This window comes from Amycolatopsis sp. PSD-21, assembly GCF_055561455.1.
In genome coordinates, this window is record NZ_CM145712.1 from 5928443 (window position 1) to 5945996 (window position 17554).

Here is a 17554-nt window from a genome sequence, read left to right on the forward strand (position 1 = left end):
ACGGTACGAAGGTCGAGTTTCCTCGGCTGAGCCGAGGGAAGGGGGCCTTCACGCGGAGCCGGCGGAACGCGAACCCGCGCACGAGACGCCTGAAGTACATGAAGGCCCCCTTCCTTGCGCCTAGGTACATGAAGGGGGCCTTCACGTACCTTCAGGGACGTGGATCTCGACACGGCCCAGGTGCGCGCGTTCGTCGCCACCGCCGACCACGGCCATTTCGGTCGCGCGGCAGAATCCCTGTTCCTCACCCAGCAGGCGCTGTCGAAGCGCGTCCGGAAGCTCGAGGACACCCTGTCGGTCCAGCTCTTCCGGCGCACCAACAGGTCCGTCGAGCTGACCGCCGACGGCGACCGGTTCCTCCCGCACGCGCGCGAGCTGATCCGTGCGGCCGACGCCGCCGTCGCCGCGATGGGCCTGCAGGACCGCCCGCCCCGCCTCGACGTCATCGATCCGCGCCTGTCCCCCATGTACATGCTGCGCCGCATCGCCCAGCGGGACCCGGCGCTGGCGGTCGAGCGCGTCGCCGGACGCGGGCTGGCCAACGCCCTCGACCCCCTGGTCCGCGGCGAGATCGACCTCGCGTTCGGCCGCGTCGCGGATCTCGGCCGCGAAGTGCCCGCGGAACTCGAACACCGCCTTGTCCGGCTGGAGCCACTGGTCGCCCTTCTCGCACCGGAACACCCGCTCGCGAGCAACGATGTCCTGAAATTGTCCGATCTCCGGAGTGAGGGCATCTGGATTCCGCAATTGGGCGGCCCGGTCGAATGGCTTTCTTATTTGCAACGCCTATGCAAAGAATTCGACGTCCCGATCGACGACTCCGGTGTCAGTTACGACCTCAGACACACTCTGGAACAGACTCGCTACGGGAAGCAGCGGGTCACGCTCGCCGGCGCCGACATGGACCTCGCCTCCGACCTCAATCTGCGGGTCCTTCCGTTCGAGCCGTCGCCGCTGTTCCCGTGGTCGGTGGTGTGGCGACGCGGCGAAGGCCCGGCCCTGCGGCGCCTGCTGGCGCTCGCCGGCCGGACCAGCCACGAAGAAGGTTGGTGCACCTACGATCCCGCGCGATCCTGGCTGCCGGACGACGACTTCAGACAGCTAGGTGCCGGGCGAACCAGCGCGTGAGCTCGGCGTCGACCAGCTTCGCCTGCGCCGTCTGAGGAGCCGGCTCGAGGCCGGGCGCCTCGGCGAATTCGTGCGCCATCCCCGGGATCGTGACGAGCTCGGATCGCCCCTCCCCCAACGCCTTGTGCAGGGCCTCGGCAGGCTCGGTGATCGAAACGTCGTCCTCCTCGCCGATGACGAGCAGCACCGGCGCGGTCAGTTCGTCCGCCCGCCGCACGTAGTCGTACTCGTTCGCGACCGCGCGGGACCGGTCCGACCAGTGGTAGGTGACGTCGTAGACCCGCTCGTTCGCCGCGATCACCGGCGCCAGCTGGGTCACCGGGTTCACCAGCGCGGCCGCCGCCACGTCGATCTCCGGATGGGTCAGCATCTGCAACGCGACCGCACCGCCCTGCGAACCGCCGACCAGCCCGACCGGTCCGTCCTCAATGGACAGGCGGGAGCGCAGTTCCGCCACCGCGGCCGGGAACTCCGCCTCGACCTGTTTGGTCAGCGGTTCGACGACGTTGAGCACGTTGTCCTCGCTCGCGAGCCGGAAGAAGCCCTCGAAACCGCCCTCGGGGAACCGTTTACCGGTCAGCGGCAACCCTAGGTGCACCCGCCACGCGTGCAGCCCCCGCATCGGCAGCGCCGCCGCCATGGCCGCCTCGCTGAACGGCGCGCCCAGCAGATGCCAGGTCAGCACCAGCGGCGCCGGACGTGCCCGGTCCGACGGCGGCACCGCCACGAACGGGACTCCCGCGGCGACGCCTTCGATCGTTTCGACGCTCATCTTCATGTTCTCCCAGATCCTCGTTTTCGGCTCTGGGAACAGCTAATCGCGAGGTCAGGGCCGAGATCCAACAGCCTTTCGGACCGCGACGACAACCATCGGTTGTCATGGCACCGGGGAAGCGGGGGCACCGTTGGCGCCCTTTGGGGCAGCATTGCTACGACGAACGGCCGCCCACGAAGGGGCTGAAAAAGCGGAAGATACGCGGCCGAAACATGATCATTACCCACGAGCATGATCGGCGTGGTAGCGGTGAATCCCCAGCGTGACCAGCGAAGACCCGCCAACCGGCAACATTCGCCTTTTCGTGCAATTCGTTCTGGTTTCGACCGTCACGATGTGGACACAGAGTGATGGGCGTCTGGGCAGATCATGGCGTAGGGGGATATCTTCCTGCCCTAACCTAGCCCCTGTGTCGGGGGCAACGCCTACCGGCGGCTGGTTGGTCATGGGAGGTAGTCGGTGTCAGGAGTGCGTTTTGGACGGGTTTTCGCCGTCGCGGCGGCTGCGTCGCTGGCGCTGGCGGGCTGTGCAGGCGGCAGCAGCTCGTCCGGCAGCGGTGACAGCAGCACGCTGAAGATCGGGTTCATGGGTGACCTCACCGGTGAGAACTCCGGGATCGTGATCCCGCCCCGCAACGGCGCCAAGCTCGCTATCGACGAGTACAACAAGACGAACCCGGCGATCAAGCTGGAGCTCAAGGAATACGACAGCCAGGGCAAGCCCGAGCAGGCGACGTCGCTGATCGCGACCGCCGTCGGCCAGGACAAGATCACCGCGCTGATCGGCCCGGCCTTCTCCGGTGAGTCGAAGGCCATCGGCGGTCAGCTGGAACAGAACAAGATCCCGAGTGTCTCGCCTTCGGCGACCAACGCGGGCCTCTCCTCGAACGGATGGAAGTACTGGCACCGCGTCGTCGCGAGCGACGCCAGCCAGGGACCGGCGATCGCCAACTTCCTCGTCACGGCGAAGTCGCCCAAGAAGGCCTACATCATCTCGGACGACCAGGAATACAGCGTCGGCCTGGCCGACAACTTCGAGAAGACCTTGAAGGAGAAGAACGTCCCGAGCGAGCGCGACAAGTTCGCCAAGGACGCGTCGGACTACTCCTCGACCGTCCAGAAGGTCAAGGCCGCGAACCCGGACATCATCCTCTTCGGTGGCTACTACGCCCAGGGTGGCCGTCTGCTCAAGCAGCTGCGTGACGGCGGCGTGACCGCCACCTTCGCGACCGGTGACGGTTCGCTCGACGCCCAGCTGATCAGCGGTGCCGGTGCCGCGGCCGCCGAGAAGGCCGTCGTCGGCTGCCCGTGCAACATCCCGGACGCCGGCTCCACCGACGAGTTCAGCACCAAGTACAAGGCCGCGTTCAACGTGGACCCGGCGATCTACTCGAGCGAGGGTTACGACGCCGCGACCGCCATCATCAACGCGGTCAAGTCCGGCGCCAACACCTCGGAGAAGATCAACGAGGCCCTCAAGACGATCGACTTCAAGGGTGCCTCGAAGCAGATCAAGTTCAAGGAGAACGGCGAACCGTCGACGGAGGCGATCAACATCTACCAGGTCACCGGTGGTGTCCTGAAGAACCTCGGCGTCTCGACCGAAGCCAAGCTCAACGGCTGACGGAGCAGATAGGAACACCTAACGGAAGCGGGGGCGCTGTGCGATCACAGCACCCCCGCTTCCCGCAAATGTGGCGAAAGAATCCTCGCCCCGTCCCGTAAGGCATCCACGTCATGCTTCAAGACCTGCAAGCCCAGTTCCTCGGTAGCACCATCGGCGGACTGGTCGCCGGAAGCATCTACGCCCTCATCGCCCTCGGCTACACAATGGTCTACGGCGTACTCCGGCTCATCAACTTCGCGCATTCCGAAATCTTCATGATCGGGACGGTCACGTCCCTGTTCGTCCTGATCACCATCGCCGGTGGCACCGCCCCGATCACGCTCGGCGTGTTCGGGATGATCGCCGTCCTGCTGTTGATCATCATCGCTTCGGCCGCCGTATCCGGTGGTGCGGCGGTCCTGCTGGAGCAAGTGGCCTACCGGCCGCTCCGCAAGAAGGGCGCGACCCGGCTCGCCGCCCTGATCTCCGCCATCGGCGCCTCGCTGTTCCTCCAGGAACTGTTCGGCCTCGAAATCATCGAGTGGATCACCGACAAGTCCGGCCGCGTGCAACAGAACGCGCCGCGCTTCATCCCGCACGAGGAGCTGTTCCACATCGGCAACGGCGTGGTCCGAACGGACCACGTGTTCGTCGTCGTCGGTGCCGTGATCATGATGGTCGTGCTCGACCAGCTGGTCAGCCGCACCCGCATCGGCCGAGGTATCCGCGCCACGGCGCAGGATCCCGAAGCCGCCGTGCTGATGGGCGTCAGCATCGACAAGATCGTGCGCCTCACGTTCCTGCTCGGCGGCGCGATGGCCGGTGTCGCCGCCGCGCTGTACGTGATGGAGTACGAGAACACCGATTACCGCATCGGGTTCCTCCTCGGTATCAAGGCGTTCACCGCGGCCGTGCTGGGAGGTATCGGCAACCTGCGCGGCGCTCTACTCGGTGGCATCGTGCTCGGTTTGGTGGAGAACTGGAGTTCCATCTTCTTCGGTTCGGCTTGGAAGGACGTCACCGCCTTCGTGGTACTGGTGCTGGTCCTGATGTTCCGTCCCACCGGCATCCTCGGTGAATCGCTGCAGCGGGCACGCGCATGAAGGGCAACGAAGAAGTGGCTGAAAAGTCCCCAGAGAACGGAAAGCCGACGCGCGCCGGCTTCCACCCCGTGGACGGTATGCGGGATTGGTGGGCACGCGCTCCGCATTGGCAACGCTATGGCGTGTACATCGCCCTGATCATCGGCGCGCTCATCCTGCCCGCGCCCGCGATCGGTTCGTTCATGTCGCCGGAATCGGACTGGACCACGGTCCTGATCTTCCCGGTCGGGGTGTACATCCTGCTGGCGATCGGCCTGAACATCGTGGTCGGCCACGCGGGCATGCTGGACCTCGGGTTCGTCGCGTTCTTCGCGATCGGCGCGTACACGCTCGCCGTGATGGGCACCCTGCACGGCTGGGGATTCTGGGGCACGCTCGTGCTCGGTATCTTCCTGGCGGCGATGTCAGGGGTGATCCTCGGTGCTCCGACGCTCCGGTTGCGCGGTGACTATCTGGCCATCGTGACCCTCGGTTTCGGTGAGATCGTCCGGATCACCGCGACGAACACCGACTCCATCGGCGGCGCCCGCGGTATCACCAACATCCCGCACCCGGAGCCCATGTTCGGGACCGAGTTCCTGCTCGACCCGGCGCCGTACTACTACCTGATCCTCGCGGCGATCGTGATCGCGATCATCTTCTCGGTGCGGCTGCACAAGAGCCGCGTCGGGCGGGCGTGGGCGGCCATCCGCGAGGACGAGGACGCCGCCGAACTGATGGGTGTCCCGACGTTCAAGTTCAAGCTGCTGGCGTTCGCCATCGGCGCCATGCTCGGCGGTATGGCCGGTGTGGTCTACGCGAGCAAGGCCGTCTTCATCGAGCCGAACAACTTCCCGTTCATCCTGTCCGCGACCATCCTCGCGGCCGTGGTGCTCGGTGGAGCGGGCAACCTGCCCGGCGTCATGCTCGGTGCCTTCCTGGTCGCCTGGCTTCCGGAACGGTTCCGGTTCCTGTCCGAGTACCGCATCCTGATCTTCGGTGGTGTGCTGGTACTGATGATGGCGCTGCGGCCGGAGGGTCTGCTGCCGTCGCGGCAGCGCAAGGCGGAACTACGAGAAGGAACGGGCGGGATGGGTGCCATGGGCGCCGAAGTCGCGGGTCCGGATTCCGAGGCTTCGGCGGAGGTGACGAAATGAGCGCGCTGCTCGAATTCGACAACGTGACCATGCGCTTCGGCGGTGTCACGGCGTTGAAAGAAGTCAACCTCGGCATCAACCAGGGTGAGATCTTCGCCCTGATCGGCCCGAACGGCGCGGGGAAGACCACGGTCTTCAACGTGATCACCGGCGTCTACCGGCCGACCGAAGGCCAGGTGCGCTTCGGCGACACCCGGATCGACGGGATGAAGCGGTTCAAGATCAACCAGGCCGGGATCGCCCGCACGTTCCAGAACATCCGGCTGTTCCACAACATGTCGGCGCTCGAGAACGTGATGGTCGGTGCGGACTCGCACCACAAGACCGGCGCGATCTCGGCGACGCTGGGCCTGCCCGTGCACCGCAAGGAAGAGAAGCGGGGCCGCGAGCTGGCTCGGGACCTGCTGGACTTCGTCGGCATCGGCCGGGTCGAGCACAACACCGCGAAGAACCTCTCCTACGGCGACCAGCGCCGTCTGGAGATCGCGCGTGCGCTCGCCACCGACCCGAAGCTGCTGCTGCTCGACGAGCCCGCCGCCGGGATGAACCCGGCGGAGAAGAACTCGCTGCAGCAACTGATCCGCAAGATCCGCGACGACGGCCGCACCGTGCTGCTCATCGAGCACGACATGGGCTTGGTCATGCAGATCGCCGACCGGCTGGCCGTGCTCGACTTCGGCCAGAAGATCGCAGAAGGGCTCCCCCACGAGGTGCAGAACAACCAAAAGGTGATCGAGGCTTACCTGGGGGTGGCGGAAGATGCTTCTTGAGGTTCAGGACATCAACGTCCACTACGGGAAGATCGCCGCGCTCAAGGGTATGACCATCGAGGTCGGCGAGGGCGAGATCGTTTCGCTCATCGGGGCCAACGGGGCGGGCAAGACCACGACCCTGAAGACGATCTCGGGCCTGCGTCCGCTGACCAGCGGCCGGATCCTCTTCGACGGCAAGGACATCTCGAAGACGCCCGGCCACAAACGGGTCGAGCTCGGGATCGGCCAGTCACCGGAAGGCCGGGGCGTGTTCCCCGGTATGACGGTGCAGGAGAACCTCCTGATGGGTGCCTACACCCGTAAGGACGACCTGAAGGCCGACCTCGACGAGGTCTACGAGCTGTTCCCGCGGCTGAACGAGCGCAAGACCCAGTTCGGCGGCACGATGTCCGGTGGCGAGCAGCAGATGATCGCCATCGGCCGCGCACTGATGACCAAGCCCAAGGTGCTGCTGCTCGACGAGCCGTCCATGGGCCTGGCGCCGATGCTGATCGCGCAGATCTTCGACATCATCCGCGAGATCAACAAACGCGGGACCACGGTCCTGCTGGTGGAGCAGAACGCGCAGCAGGCGCTGAAGCTCTCGGACCGCGCGTACGTGCTGGAGACCGGTCGAGTGGTCAAGAGCGCCCGCGGTGCCGAGCTGCTGGACGACCCGCAGGTGCGGGCCGCCTATCTCGGTGGCGACCTGGGCGTCTGACGCCTTGTCCGGAGGGGCCCCGTCGCGTTTTCGCGGCGGGGCCCTTTCTTGTTGAGAGATAGCCGAGGCGTAGTGCCGGTGACCGTGTCGCGAAAGCCACTTTCGGGACATCTGACGTCCCGAAAGTGGCTTTCGCGACACGCCCCGGGAGCTCGCATCGCGTCTGACGTACCCCTCATCCCAGCTTGATGTCCGTGCCGGTGAGGTTCTTCATGTCGGTCAGCGTCGGACCGCCGAAAGCCCGCAGCACCACGGGTTTCGCCTCCTTGGGGAGATCGAAGTAGAGGTCGAACTCGACCCGCACGCCGCGCCCCAGCTCGAACTTGTCCGGCTGCCGTTTGATCGTCATGGCCTGGTTGTCGACCGCGATCACCGCGCCGGAATCGGTGACGAGTTGCTGGCGCCGGGTGTCGAAGAGGATTCCGGACACGCCTTTCCCGGTGACCACCAGCCGGAGCCGGACGAACTGCCCCTTCGCCTCGAACTCGGCGTGGCTGCCGGTGAGGCTGGGCAGCCCGGCGGCCAGGCCGATGAGGGAGAACTCGGTCTCCCCGTTGAGCGCCGGTGGCAGGTGCAGGGCGGTCTCGTCCGGCCGGACCTCCCTGGCGGGGAGGTCGTAGACGGGTTTGGCGGGCGGCTCTCCCTGCTCGGTGGTGCAGCCGGCGAGCACGAGGAAGGCGACCGCGAGACATTTTCTCATCGGGCGACCTCCACGCTCAGGTACTGCCACACGTCGACGTCCGGCAGCTGTACCGGGCCAACGGCCTCGACCGGCCGGAAACGGACGGTCGTGCCGGTCGTGCCGTCGTCCGGGATCGGCGTCAGATCGGAGACCGGGACGCCACGTTCGTAGCGCTGGGTCCAGGAACCGTTGCGACGCCGGTTGGTGTGCACGAGCCATTCGCTGAGCGCCGCCACGACCGACACTCCGCGCCGCGGATGACCATCCGGGAGGCGTTGCACGCCGGGGAAATCGAAGAAGCGCAGATCCTTGGTCGACATGACCGGCTTCTTCACGAAGCCGCCGTGCCCGTCGGCGCGGGTGGCCGTTCCCCTGCCGTCGTCCGCCACGGAGACCGAGCCGTCGGCATGAACCGTGACGACGGCATGCCCGGCGCCTGTGCTTTCGGCTTCCTCCGCGGCATAGGCGAGCACTTCGAGGACGAGATGCGGCACGCCACCGGGGGCGAACTCGCCCGCGTTCCGGCGGATCTCCGCCAGATGACCGAGGTCCACGGAACCGGCCCAGTCGTGCGTTGTGGTGCGCCATCGCGCGCTCGCGTCGCTCACCCCGACATTCTCCTACGACTACTGTGCGGCGGTGGCGCTTCGACGTCTTCACTGAGCCGGAAAATCGGGGTACAACCGAACGCGTGGCCCCGACTCCCCGCGCCGACCTGTCCCCCGCCGGCTGGATCTCGTCGAGTGACCTGCCATGGCGCCGGCTGGTCACCTTCGGGCCGGCAGGTTTCGACGGTTACGCGCGGCTGCGCTTCGTCCCCGACCCGGCGTTCGACGGCCAGAGCGAGAGTGACGCCGTGGCGGCCGCTCCGGAAGACGAACTGCTGCGAGCCCTCTTCGAAGTCCTCGCAACGCGCACCAGCACCCCGGACGACTGCTTTTTCTGTCTGTGGGACGGCTACGGCGACGCGTTCGGACACCCGAAGGTCGTCGTCCCCCACCGGGAGTACTTCCTCTTCAGCGGCACGACGGCGGACGCCGGCTTCTGGGGGACGCCGGGGCCCGCCTTCGTCTGGCCGTCCGACCGTGCCTGGTGCGTGGCCAAGGACGTCGATCCGCACTGGGCGGGAATCGGTGCCGACGCGGCGACGCTGGACCTGCTCCTCGCCGACCCACGGCTGGACATCGTCGCCGCGAACCCCGATCGGGAACAGCCGGCGTACCGCTGATCAGCAGTCTTCGACGACGTGCGCGGCGTCGACGCAGCCGGCGGGCTCGGCGTGCCCCGCCGCCTGGTACAGCAGGGTGTACAGCGTCTCGCGCTGATCCTTGTCGAGCGCGCCGAGCACCTCGTCTTCGACCGCGGCGAGGGCGAACTCGGCCTTGACGAGCTGCTTCAGGCCGACGTCGGTGAGTTCGACGATGTGGCGGCGCCGGTCCGCCGGTGACCGCCGGCGTTCGATCAGGTTCGCGGACTCGAGGTCGTTCAGCAGCCCGACGACGTTCGTGCTGTCCATCTCCAGCGTCTTCGCGAGGTCCTGCTGCGAGCAGCCGCCGAGGTCGCGCAGCACGGTCAGCGCGACGAGGTGCCGGGGCCGCAGGCCGAGCGGGGTCAGGACGGACTCGCTGCGCAGCCGGATCCGGCGGGTGACGTGGTCGAGCAGCGCGCCGCAGCGGTGCGGGGGCTGGTTCACGACCGGGAGTTCGGACACCCGTCAAGTGTACGTTCCCCATGATGGTCACCACAGCATCAATGGTTTGCGTTACACAAACTATCTGTGCAAGATAGTAGGCATGACGAATCTGCTGCACATCGACTCGAGCATCACGGGCGAGCACTCGATCAGCCGCCGCCTCACCGCGCGTGCCGCCGCGGCCTGGCGCGCCGCGCATCCGGAAGGCACGGTCACCTACCGCGACCTGGGCACCGACCCGCTGCCGCATCTGGACGCGACGGCCAACGCGGCCAAGGCGACCCCGCCGGAGCAGCACACCCCGGAGCAGGCCGCCGCCTGGCGGCTCATCAAGGAGCTCGTCGACGAGGTGAAGGCGGCCGACACGATCCTGCTGGGCCTGCCGCTGTACAACTTCGGCCCGCCGAGCACGGTCAAGGCCTGGGTCGACCACCTGATCGCGCCGGGACTGTCGCTCGACGCCGAGACCAGGGAAGGCCTGCTCGGCGGCCGTGACTTCATCGTCGTGACCGCACGCGGCGGCGGCTACGGCGAAGGCACCCCGCGCGAGGGCTGGGACCACGCACAGGCGTGGATCCCGCACGGTATCTCGTTGACCGGTCTCGAACCGCGCTTCGTCACCGCCGAGCTGACCATGGCGATGGTCAACCCGGCGATGGCGGAGCTGATCCCGCTGGCCGAGGCCAGCCAGGCCGAGGCCGAACGCGCCATCGACGCGCTGTGGACACCCGTCGCGGCTTGACTCGTGAGTGGTAAGGACGGTTCCAACCGTCCTTACCACTCACGAGGACTCAGCCGATGCCGGCGGCGAAGACGTGCATCGCGGTGTTCGACGGAAGCGTCACCGCGACGACCTCCTTCCCGGCGGTCAGCGGGACGGAGTTCGCGAACACCCGGTAAGGCGTGGTCGGATACGCCGCCCCCGCGCGGGTGTTCTTGCCCATCACGGTCGCGACCGTGGTCGCGCCGTACTGGGCCGGATCGGCACAGCACCAGTTGGGGAACCCGAGTTCGGCCTGGCTCGTACTGCCGTCGGCATAGCGGACGACGACGGTGCCCTTCGCCGTACCCGTCCCGGTTCCGGTCAGCACCAGTTTGGTGCCCGAACCGCGTACCGCGATGGTCTGGCCGGACGCGAGGACGTTGTCCTTCTGCCCGCCACCGGTCACCGGCCAGGTCAGCCGAGCACCGAGCGCGGAGAAGCCCGCACCGGGCTTGAGACCGGCTTCGGCGAGGCCTTCCGCCCGGAAACTGCTGCCGCCGCCATCGATGTCCCCCACCGCGACATGCGCCGCGTCGGTGACGCCGACGTTGCCGTACGCCGAGGCCAGCGAAGCATGCGGCACGGTGACCGTCACCGAGTCGGTGACCCGGTTCTCCCCGAGCCGCGCCTGGTACGACGCCGACGCGGTGAGCTGGTAGTCGTCCGGCTTGATACCCGCGTCCGGTGTCACCTTCACCGGGACCTGGACGGTCCTGCCGGGCATCACCAGCCGCGGCCCGGCGGGCACCTCGACACGGAAGCCGTTGGCGGGCAAGGAGAACGAGACGTCGCGGACCGGCAGCGGGGTGCCGTTGGTGAAGCTCAGCGTGCCCGTCGCGGTCTGCCCCGGACCGGCGACCGCCGGCACGGAGAGAGCGACCGAACCGTTGCGGTCTTCGGGGAAGATCCCGCCGACCGCGCTCGTGCCGAACAGCCGCACGTCCTGCCGGTCACCGGCGCCGATCTGGCCCGTCTTGACCCGCACGACCCCGCCGGTGGCCGGATCGAACCACCAGCCCGACGGTGCCGCGTCCAGTTCGGCCTTGCTGCCGTACTGCCGCAGGATCGAGGTCCCGGCCAGTACCGTCGCGGGCTTGCTTCCCGTGTGGACGGTCAGCTGGTAGTTCCGTGAAGCGGGCTTCCCTGCGTAGGAACCGGAACTGGCACCGATCCCGACCGTCACCGTGCCAAGGCCGGACGTCGGCGCGTCCACGGTGAAGGTCTGCTTCGCCTGGTCGCCGTTCTTGTAGGCCCGCGTGACGCCGTCGTCCTCGGTGAGCGTGAACGAACCCTTGCCCTGCGGGTACACGTCGAGGTCGAGCACGCCCTTGTCCCTGGTCTGCCACGACTTCGTGCCCTCGGCCCACATCGGCACCACGGCCCCGGCGCGGACGAACAGCGGCAGCGTGTCGAGCGGCGCGTCGTAACCGTCCACAGTGGTCGGACCGGTGTAGGTCTTGCCGCTCCAGTAGTCGACCCAGGTGCCCTTCGGCAGGTAGATGCCGTTGCGCACGGTCGAGTTCTCGTACACCGGCGCGACCAGGAAGTCCTTGCCGGAGAGGAACTCGTACTTCGCCTTGTCGCCCCAGACGTTCGGGTCGTCCGGGTACTCGAGCGCCAGCGGGCGGACCTGCCCGACGCCGGTCTTGTGCGCCTCCACCGAATGGCTGTAGGTGTAGGGCAGCAGCCGCTCCTTGAGCAGCAGGTACTTGCGGTTGATCGAGGTGTACGGCTCGCCGTATCGCCACGGCTGCTTGTCCGACGCGGCCCAGCCGTCCATCGTCATCGAGACCGGCAGGAAGGCCTTCCACTGCAGATCGCGGGCGTAGGTCTGTGGGCTGCCACCGAAGATGCCGTCGATGTCGCCGGTGTTGTACGCCATGCCGGACGTCGTGGCGCCGGCGTAGGTCGGGATCTGCCATTTGATGTAGTCGTACGAACCGGCCTGGTCGCCGCTCCACAGCACGCCGCAGCGCTGCGCGCCCGCCCAGCTGACCGGCGTCCAGACGAAACCGCGCGCGTCGCTGTTGTCCTCGATGCCCTTGTACGCGGTGTCGCAGGCGTCCAGCGCGAACTCGTACCCCGGGCCGACCCACGCGACGTCGAGTTTGCGGACCCGGACCCCGGCCTTGACCTCCTCGACCTGGTTCGGCACGCCGTTCTCGGTCCACAGCCCGAGTTGCATGTTGTTCCTGCGGAGGCCTTCACCGGTCTGCTGCAGGTTTTCGTACCCGCAGCCGTATCCGTCGTTGACGAGCATCCAGCCGTTGGGCATGCCGTGCTCGGTGTAGCCCTCCGCGACCTTGACCGCGTCCAGCGTGTGCCGCTCACCGCGGTTGGCGTTGTGCAGGTAGCAGTCGGCGTCACCGTGTTCGAGACCGTAGAGCGGTGGCAGGAAAGGCTTCCCGACCAGATCGGTGTAGCCGGTGATGACGTCCTTGAGCCCGTCGCCGACGACGTACGTCGCGTCGAAGCGGCGCTCGTCGTGCGTGGTGCGCACCGGCTCGGTGAAGGCGTAGGTGCCCTGCGCGAAAGTGTTGCGCAGCACGCCGTATCCGGCTGTGGAGGCGTAGAACGGCTGCGAGTTCGGGGCTCCGCCGTCGTTCCAGTTGTAGTCCGCGAAGATCCGGATCGTCTGCCCGCGGTGGCTGAAGCGGCCGTTCTGCTCGCCGCCGCCCACGAACTGCTCGGTCGCCGTCCGGGCGAGGGTCTGCGTGGTCTGTTTGCCGGTCCAGGACAGCGGCGCCGACTCCTCCCAGAGCCGCTTGCGGTCCGCGCCGTCGTACAACGCGAGCCGCAGCGGATGCTTGTACGCCCGCAGCGTCGCCTTGCCCGTGGAAATCGCCCAGTAGTCCCCCTTGTCCGTCCTCTTCGGCGTGACCGGGGCACCCGTACGCGGCAGCACGATCTTGCTTCCGGCCGGATCGGTGAACGTGCCGTCCGGCGCCAGCCAGACCCGGACGGCGCCTTCGGCCGGGAAGCTCACGCGTACCGCGGCGCTTCCCGAATTCAGGGTGACCGTGGGGCCTTCGGCGGAGATCCCGGTGAGATCACCCAGCTTGCCGGACGACGCCGCGGCCGGATCCGCGTGGGCGGCGACCGGGGAAAGCCCGAGTAAGGCCACTGCGGCCAAACAACTCAGGGATTGCGCAACTCTGCTCATTCGAGACACCTTTCGCGCATGAATACGCAAGATGGTCTCTGTATAGCGCACGGTTCGCGCAAAGTCATCCGCCGAAGCGGTGCTGCCGACTTTCGTCGGGTCGTCCGAAGATCCTTATGGGGCAACGGGTACCCAGGTACATGAAGGCCCCCTTCCTGTACCTGGGCGCAAGGAAGGGGGCCTTCATGTACCTGGACTCAGACGGCCTGGACCTCGACGCCCGCGGCCTCGAACGCCCGCAGCACCTTCGGGTCGGCGTTGGAGTCGGTCACCAGCGCGTGCACCTGAGGAGTCGCGCAGATCCGCGCGAACGCGCGGCGGCCCAGCTTCGAGCCGTCGGCGACGGCGACGACGCGCTCGGCACGTTCCACCATCAGCCGGTTGATACTCGCCTCACCCTCGTGGTGCGCGAAGGCGCCCGCGTCCGCGTCGAACGCGTCGACACCGAGGAACAGCAGGTCGATCGTCAGTTCGCTGAGCACGCGCGTCGCCAGCGGTCCGCTGAGCTCGAACGACTGCGGACGCGCGACCCCGCCGGTGACCACGATCTTCACGTGTGGCCGGACCGCGAGTTCGTGTGCGATGTTCAGCGCGTTGGTGACCACCGTCAGCCCTGGCGAATCACGGAGACCGGCCAGATCGGACCGCGTGGCCAGCGACCGCGCGACACCGGCCGTCGTCGTCCCGCCGTTGAGGCCGACCACCATGCCCTGCGCGACGAGCGCCGCCGCGGCGACGCTGATCCGCTGTTTCTCGGGAACGTGCCGCGCGGTCTTGTACCGCAGCGGCAGGTCGTAGGCGAGATCGTTGGCCACCGCCCCGCCCCGGGTGCGGGTGAGCAACTGCTGCTCCGCCAGGTGGTCGAGGTCGCGCCGGATCGTGGCGGCGGAGACGTTCAGCTCCTCGGCCACGTCCTCGACGTCGATCTTCTCCCGCTGCCCCAGCAGGTCCAGCAGGGTGCTCAGCCGTTCGTGCCGGGCCATCGGCGCCACTCCTAGCTCGCTGCGGCCTATCGCGCATACCGGTGCGCTGTTGGCCACTGTTTCGAGCAGTATGCTGCATCGCGGTTGTCCGCCGCGGGCGGCACGCCGGTCGAGTGGCCCGGCCGGTCACTTCATCCGGAAGTCGTGCTGTTCCGGCAGCGGTTCATCGGAAACCGCCGCCCAGGTGTCGGACAAAGACGTCTCCCCTTCCCTGATGTTCGCGACCTCGAAACCGGCGTCGTACACGGCCTTGGCCCGGGCGGCGTCGCCGAGGGCGAGCCGGGTGCGGGCGGTCAGCAGAGCGATCCGCCCTTCCACGGGCATCCCGGCCAGCAGTTCGCTCGCCTCGTCCGGGAGGCCGGCGGCGAGCTGGGCCGCGATGGCCTCGACGAGCAGAGGACGCAGTAACGGCGCGAGAGCGACCGCCCGCCGGTACAGCCAGGCGGCCTCGGGCCCGGCGGTGGCGACCGCGAGATTCCGCAGTGCCCAAGGGTTCTCGGCCGCCGACACGGACTCGCGCCAGGCGCCGACCGCGTCCGAATGCCGCCCGGCGGCCCAGTGCGCGACGCCGCGGTGGTACCAGGTCAGCCAGTTCTTCGGGGCGTACTCCATGAGATCCGCCCAGTACCGGTTCACCAGCGTCGGCGGCGGCACCGCGAGCGGATCCCCGTCCGGCGGCGTCCCGTCGAGCAACGCGAGCCACGGCTCCTGGTCCGGCCCGAGCAACTCGTCCGGGAACGGTGTGCCGGGCAGGCACATCGGCGCGCGCCGGTTCTCCAGCGCGCCCCAGCCGGAACCGGTGGCCAGGAAGGATTCCGGGGTGACGTCGGCGATCTTGCGCCAGTCGACGAGGTATTCGTCCAGGGTTTCCGCCAACGGCAGGCCGGTGGCGACGGCTTCCCGGGCCGCCGTCCAGTCCTCGCCGTGCACCGCCGTGGGATCCGCGGTGACCGGACCATAGGCCTCCAGCCAGTCCCAGCTCTCCCCCGGTGGCAAGCGCAGGTGCTCCAGCTGGGTGCGGGCCAACCCGGCCTGGATCTCCAGGTAGCCGCCCGCGCCGGGAGCCAGCCACTCCTGCCAGCGGCGTCCACCGGTGGATTCTCCCCACAGGAACAACTTGCGGCCCCGCAAGCGGCCGGTCGACGACTGCGCCAGCCCCGTGCCGTCGGCCTCGACCGCCGCGACCCACGGCCGCCCGGTCACCTCGAAGAAATAGTCCGCCGCGGCCTCGGCGCGAGCCGGATACGTCAGCTCGCCGGGCACGTCGACCAGGTCGAGCCGTCCCGAATAGCCGTAGTGCCATGCCTGAGTCGCGGGAGCGAGCACACGGGTGCCTTCGTTCTGCGGCACCGCGATGTTCGACCACCAGTACACCGGGACGTCGTAGGGATGCGGATTCCGCACCCGCACGGCCACGAGCAGGTGCTCCGAGCCGTCGGGCAGCCAGAAGTCGATCTGGTACGGCAGGTCGCGGGTGCGTTCCCATTCCCACAACCGCAGCACCGGCGTGCCGTCCGGGCCCTCGATCTCCGCGGCGAACATCGGTTCGCAGGTCAGCGTCGTATGCCCGGTGCTCCCGAGGTTCCACTCGACACCGCCGGCGAACCACGCGTCCCGCAGCGCGAGGTTCGCGGGCTGGAACACCGGATTGCGGTAGAGCAGCTCACGCTCGGACGGCTTGTGGACCAGCGAGTACAGCCGTCCGCCCAGCGACGGCAGCACGGTGGCGCGGAGCTTGTCGTTCTCCAGCACCAACGCTGGGAGTTCGCGTTCCGTGCGATCCCGGGTGTAGCCGTCCTGCAGGAGGCACGGCAGCGGCGTGTCCAGGCGCCCGTACCCGATGTTCTCCGCCAGGTCCGGCGGTAACTCGTCCACATTGGACACCTTGGCCACCGCTTCGGGCTTCCGGAGCGGCGGCAACGGGTTCTCCGGCCCGAGGTCGGCGGCGGGCAGCAGCAACCCGGTGCGGTACAGGCGGGTCATGCGCCGGGGAGCCGATCGCCCGTGGCGGCGTCGAACAGGTGCACCGCGCCCGGTTGCGGCGTCAGGGTGATCGGCTCGCCGCGCTGCCACGGGGCCATACCGGGGGTGCGGACGGTCAGCACGCGGTCGCCGTCCCGGCAGTAGAGGTACTGGTCGCTGCCGAGTTCCTCGACGACCTCGACGACCGCCTCGAAACCGCCGTCCCCGATCGTCCAGCCCTCGGGCCGGACACCGACGACGATGCCGGGGCCGGTCAGCGCCGAGCGCTGTGCCGGGGTCAGCGGCAGCCGCGTACCGCCGACGACGGCACCGTCACTGTCCACAGTGGTCTCCAGAAGGTTCATCGCGGGCGAGCCGATGAACCCGGCGACGAACACGTTGACCGGCTTGGCGAACAACCCGACGGGCGTGTCGCACTGCTGCAGGATCCCGTCCTTCAGCACGGCGACCCGATCGCCCATGGTCATCGCTTCGACCTGGTCGTGCGTGACGTAGAGCGTCGTGATGCCCAGCCGCCGCTGCAGGGAGGCGATCTGGGTCCGGGTCTGCACCCGGAGTTTGGCGTCCAGATTGGACAGTGGCTCGTCCATCAGGAACACGCTGGGCTCGCGCACGATCGCCCGCCCCATCGCGACCCGCTGCCGCTGCCCGCCGGACAGCTTCGCGGGTTTCCGGTCCAGGTACTCGGTCAGGTCGAGCACGGCCGCGGCCTCGCGCACCTTGCGCTCGCGTTCGGCCTTGGCCATCTTCGCCAGTTTCAGATGGAAACCGATGTTCTCCCCCACCGTCATATGCGGGTAGAGCGCGTAGTTCTGGAACACCATGGCGATGTCCCGGTCCTTCGGCGGGAGTTCGGTGACGTCGCGGTCGCCGATGTGGATGGAGCCGTCGTCGACGCCTTCCAGCCCGGCGAGCATCCGCAGGGTGGTCGACTTCCCGCAGCCGGACGGGCCGACCAGCACCAGGAATTCGCCGTCGGCGACCTCGAGGTCGAGGCCGTCGACCGCGGGGCGTTCCACTCCGGCGTAGAACCGGGTGGTGTCGGAGAAGGTCACGGTGGCCATCAG

Annotated in this window: 16 protein-coding genes; 8 read left to right on the plus strand and 8 right to left on the minus strand. The window is 68.0% G+C overall.

The genetic code is table 11. The annotated features are described in order from the left end of the window. The first annotated feature begins 159 nt into the window (after positions 1 to 159). A complete protein-coding gene (locus ACZ1DY_RS27630) occupies positions 160 to 1128 on the plus strand; it encodes a LysR family transcriptional regulator (RefSeq protein WP_465481350.1) in 969 nt (322 codons plus the stop codon). Here the strand turns inward: ACZ1DY_RS27630 and ACZ1DY_RS27635 are convergent. Further along, complete coding sequence (locus tag ACZ1DY_RS27635; protein ID WP_257485784.1) at positions 1094 to 1906, minus strand: alpha/beta hydrolase family protein; 813 nt, start codon at positions 1904 to 1906, stop codon at positions 1094 to 1096. The genes ACZ1DY_RS27630 and ACZ1DY_RS27635 overlap by 35 nt on opposite strands. 465 nt (positions 1907 to 2371) lie before the next feature. Here ACZ1DY_RS27635 and ACZ1DY_RS27640 point away from each other — a divergent pair, with 465 nt between their 5' ends. From ACZ1DY_RS27640 to ACZ1DY_RS27660, 5 genes are all read left to right on the plus strand, one after another. Beyond that, positions 2372 to 3526, plus strand: coding sequence for a branched-chain amino acid ABC transporter substrate-binding protein (locus ACZ1DY_RS27640; protein ID WP_257485783.1), 1155 nt, complete (start codon positions 2372 to 2374; stop codon positions 3524 to 3526). Positions 3527 to 3639: 113 nt separating this feature from the next. After that, positions 3640 to 4611, plus strand: coding sequence for a branched-chain amino acid ABC transporter permease (locus ACZ1DY_RS27645; protein ID WP_034315979.1), 972 nt, complete (start codon positions 3640 to 3642; stop codon positions 4609 to 4611). Further along, positions 4608 to 5747, plus strand: coding sequence for a branched-chain amino acid ABC transporter permease (locus ACZ1DY_RS27650; RefSeq protein ID WP_465481351.1), 1140 nt, complete (start codon positions 4608 to 4610; stop codon positions 5745 to 5747). Before ACZ1DY_RS27645 ends, ACZ1DY_RS27650 begins: the two co-directional genes overlap by 4 nt. Beyond that, on the plus strand, positions 5744 to 6517 hold the full coding sequence (locus tag ACZ1DY_RS27655; RefSeq protein WP_465481352.1) for an ABC transporter ATP-binding protein: 774 nt from the start codon (positions 5744 to 5746) through the stop codon (positions 6515 to 6517). The genes ACZ1DY_RS27650 and ACZ1DY_RS27655 overlap by 4 nt, the downstream gene beginning before the upstream one ends. Then, positions 6507 to 7220 carry an ABC transporter ATP-binding protein gene (locus ACZ1DY_RS27660; protein WP_192741557.1) on the plus strand — a complete coding sequence of 238 codons (714 nt, stop codon included), beginning with the start codon at positions 6507 to 6509 and terminating at the stop codon, positions 7218 to 7220. The genes ACZ1DY_RS27655 and ACZ1DY_RS27660 overlap by 11 nt, the downstream gene beginning before the upstream one ends. 175 nt (positions 7221 to 7395) lie before the next feature. Here ACZ1DY_RS27660 and ACZ1DY_RS27665 read toward each other — a convergent pair whose 3' ends face one another. Beyond that, entirely contained in the window at positions 7396 to 7920 is a 525-nt protein-coding gene (locus ACZ1DY_RS27665) for a hypothetical protein (protein WP_465481353.1), read from the minus strand. After that, on the minus strand, positions 7917 to 8510 hold the full coding sequence (locus tag ACZ1DY_RS27670) for an ATP-binding protein (protein ID WP_465481354.1): 594 nt from the start codon (positions 8508 to 8510) through the stop codon (positions 7917 to 7919). The genes ACZ1DY_RS27665 and ACZ1DY_RS27670 overlap by 4 nt, the downstream gene beginning before the upstream one ends. A gap of 83 nt (positions 8511 to 8593) precedes the next feature. Between ACZ1DY_RS27670 and ACZ1DY_RS27675 the strand changes: the two genes are divergently transcribed. After that, positions 8594 to 9130, plus strand: coding sequence for a hypothetical protein (locus tag ACZ1DY_RS27675; RefSeq protein ID WP_185927180.1), 537 nt, complete (start codon positions 8594 to 8596; stop codon positions 9128 to 9130). On the opposite strand, the gene ACZ1DY_RS27680 is transcribed toward ACZ1DY_RS27675, so the two are convergent. Next, the gene (locus ACZ1DY_RS27680; protein ID WP_465481355.1) at positions 9131 to 9613 is read right to left on the minus strand and encodes a MarR family winged helix-turn-helix transcriptional regulator; all 483 of its coding nucleotides are present in this window, start codon (positions 9611 to 9613) and stop codon (positions 9131 to 9133) included. Positions 9614 to 9695: 82 nt separating this feature from the next. Between ACZ1DY_RS27680 and ACZ1DY_RS27685 the strand changes: the two genes are divergently transcribed. Next, positions 9696 to 10337, plus strand: coding sequence for an FMN-dependent NADH-azoreductase (locus ACZ1DY_RS27685; RefSeq protein WP_126734136.1), 642 nt, complete (start codon positions 9696 to 9698; stop codon positions 10335 to 10337). Positions 10338 to 10386: 49 nt separating this feature from the next. On the opposite strand, the gene ACZ1DY_RS27690 is transcribed toward ACZ1DY_RS27685, so the two are convergent. The 4 genes from ACZ1DY_RS27690 to ACZ1DY_RS27705 all read right to left on the minus strand — a co-directional run bounded on the left by ACZ1DY_RS27690 (position 10387) and on the right by ACZ1DY_RS27705 (position 17551). Then, a complete protein-coding gene (locus ACZ1DY_RS27690) occupies positions 10387 to 13521 on the minus strand; it encodes a TIM-barrel domain-containing protein (RefSeq protein WP_465481356.1) in 3135 nt (1044 codons plus the stop codon). A gap of 197 nt (positions 13522 to 13718) precedes the next feature. Then, complete coding sequence (locus ACZ1DY_RS27695) at positions 13719 to 14504, minus strand: DeoR/GlpR family DNA-binding transcription regulator (RefSeq protein WP_034316006.1); 786 nt, start codon at positions 14502 to 14504, stop codon at positions 13719 to 13721. A 126-nt stretch (positions 14505 to 14630) separates the two neighbouring features. Further along, positions 14631 to 16487: a DUF5107 domain-containing protein gene (locus tag ACZ1DY_RS27700; protein ID WP_465481357.1), complete on the minus strand. Its 1857-nt coding sequence runs from the start codon at positions 16485 to 16487 to the stop codon at positions 14631 to 14633. Next, entirely contained in the window at positions 16484 to 17551 is a 1068-nt protein-coding gene (locus ACZ1DY_RS27705) for an ABC transporter ATP-binding protein (protein WP_257485774.1), read from the minus strand. Before ACZ1DY_RS27705 ends, ACZ1DY_RS27700 begins: the two co-directional genes overlap by 4 nt. Positions 17552 to 17554: the final 3 nt, after the last annotated feature.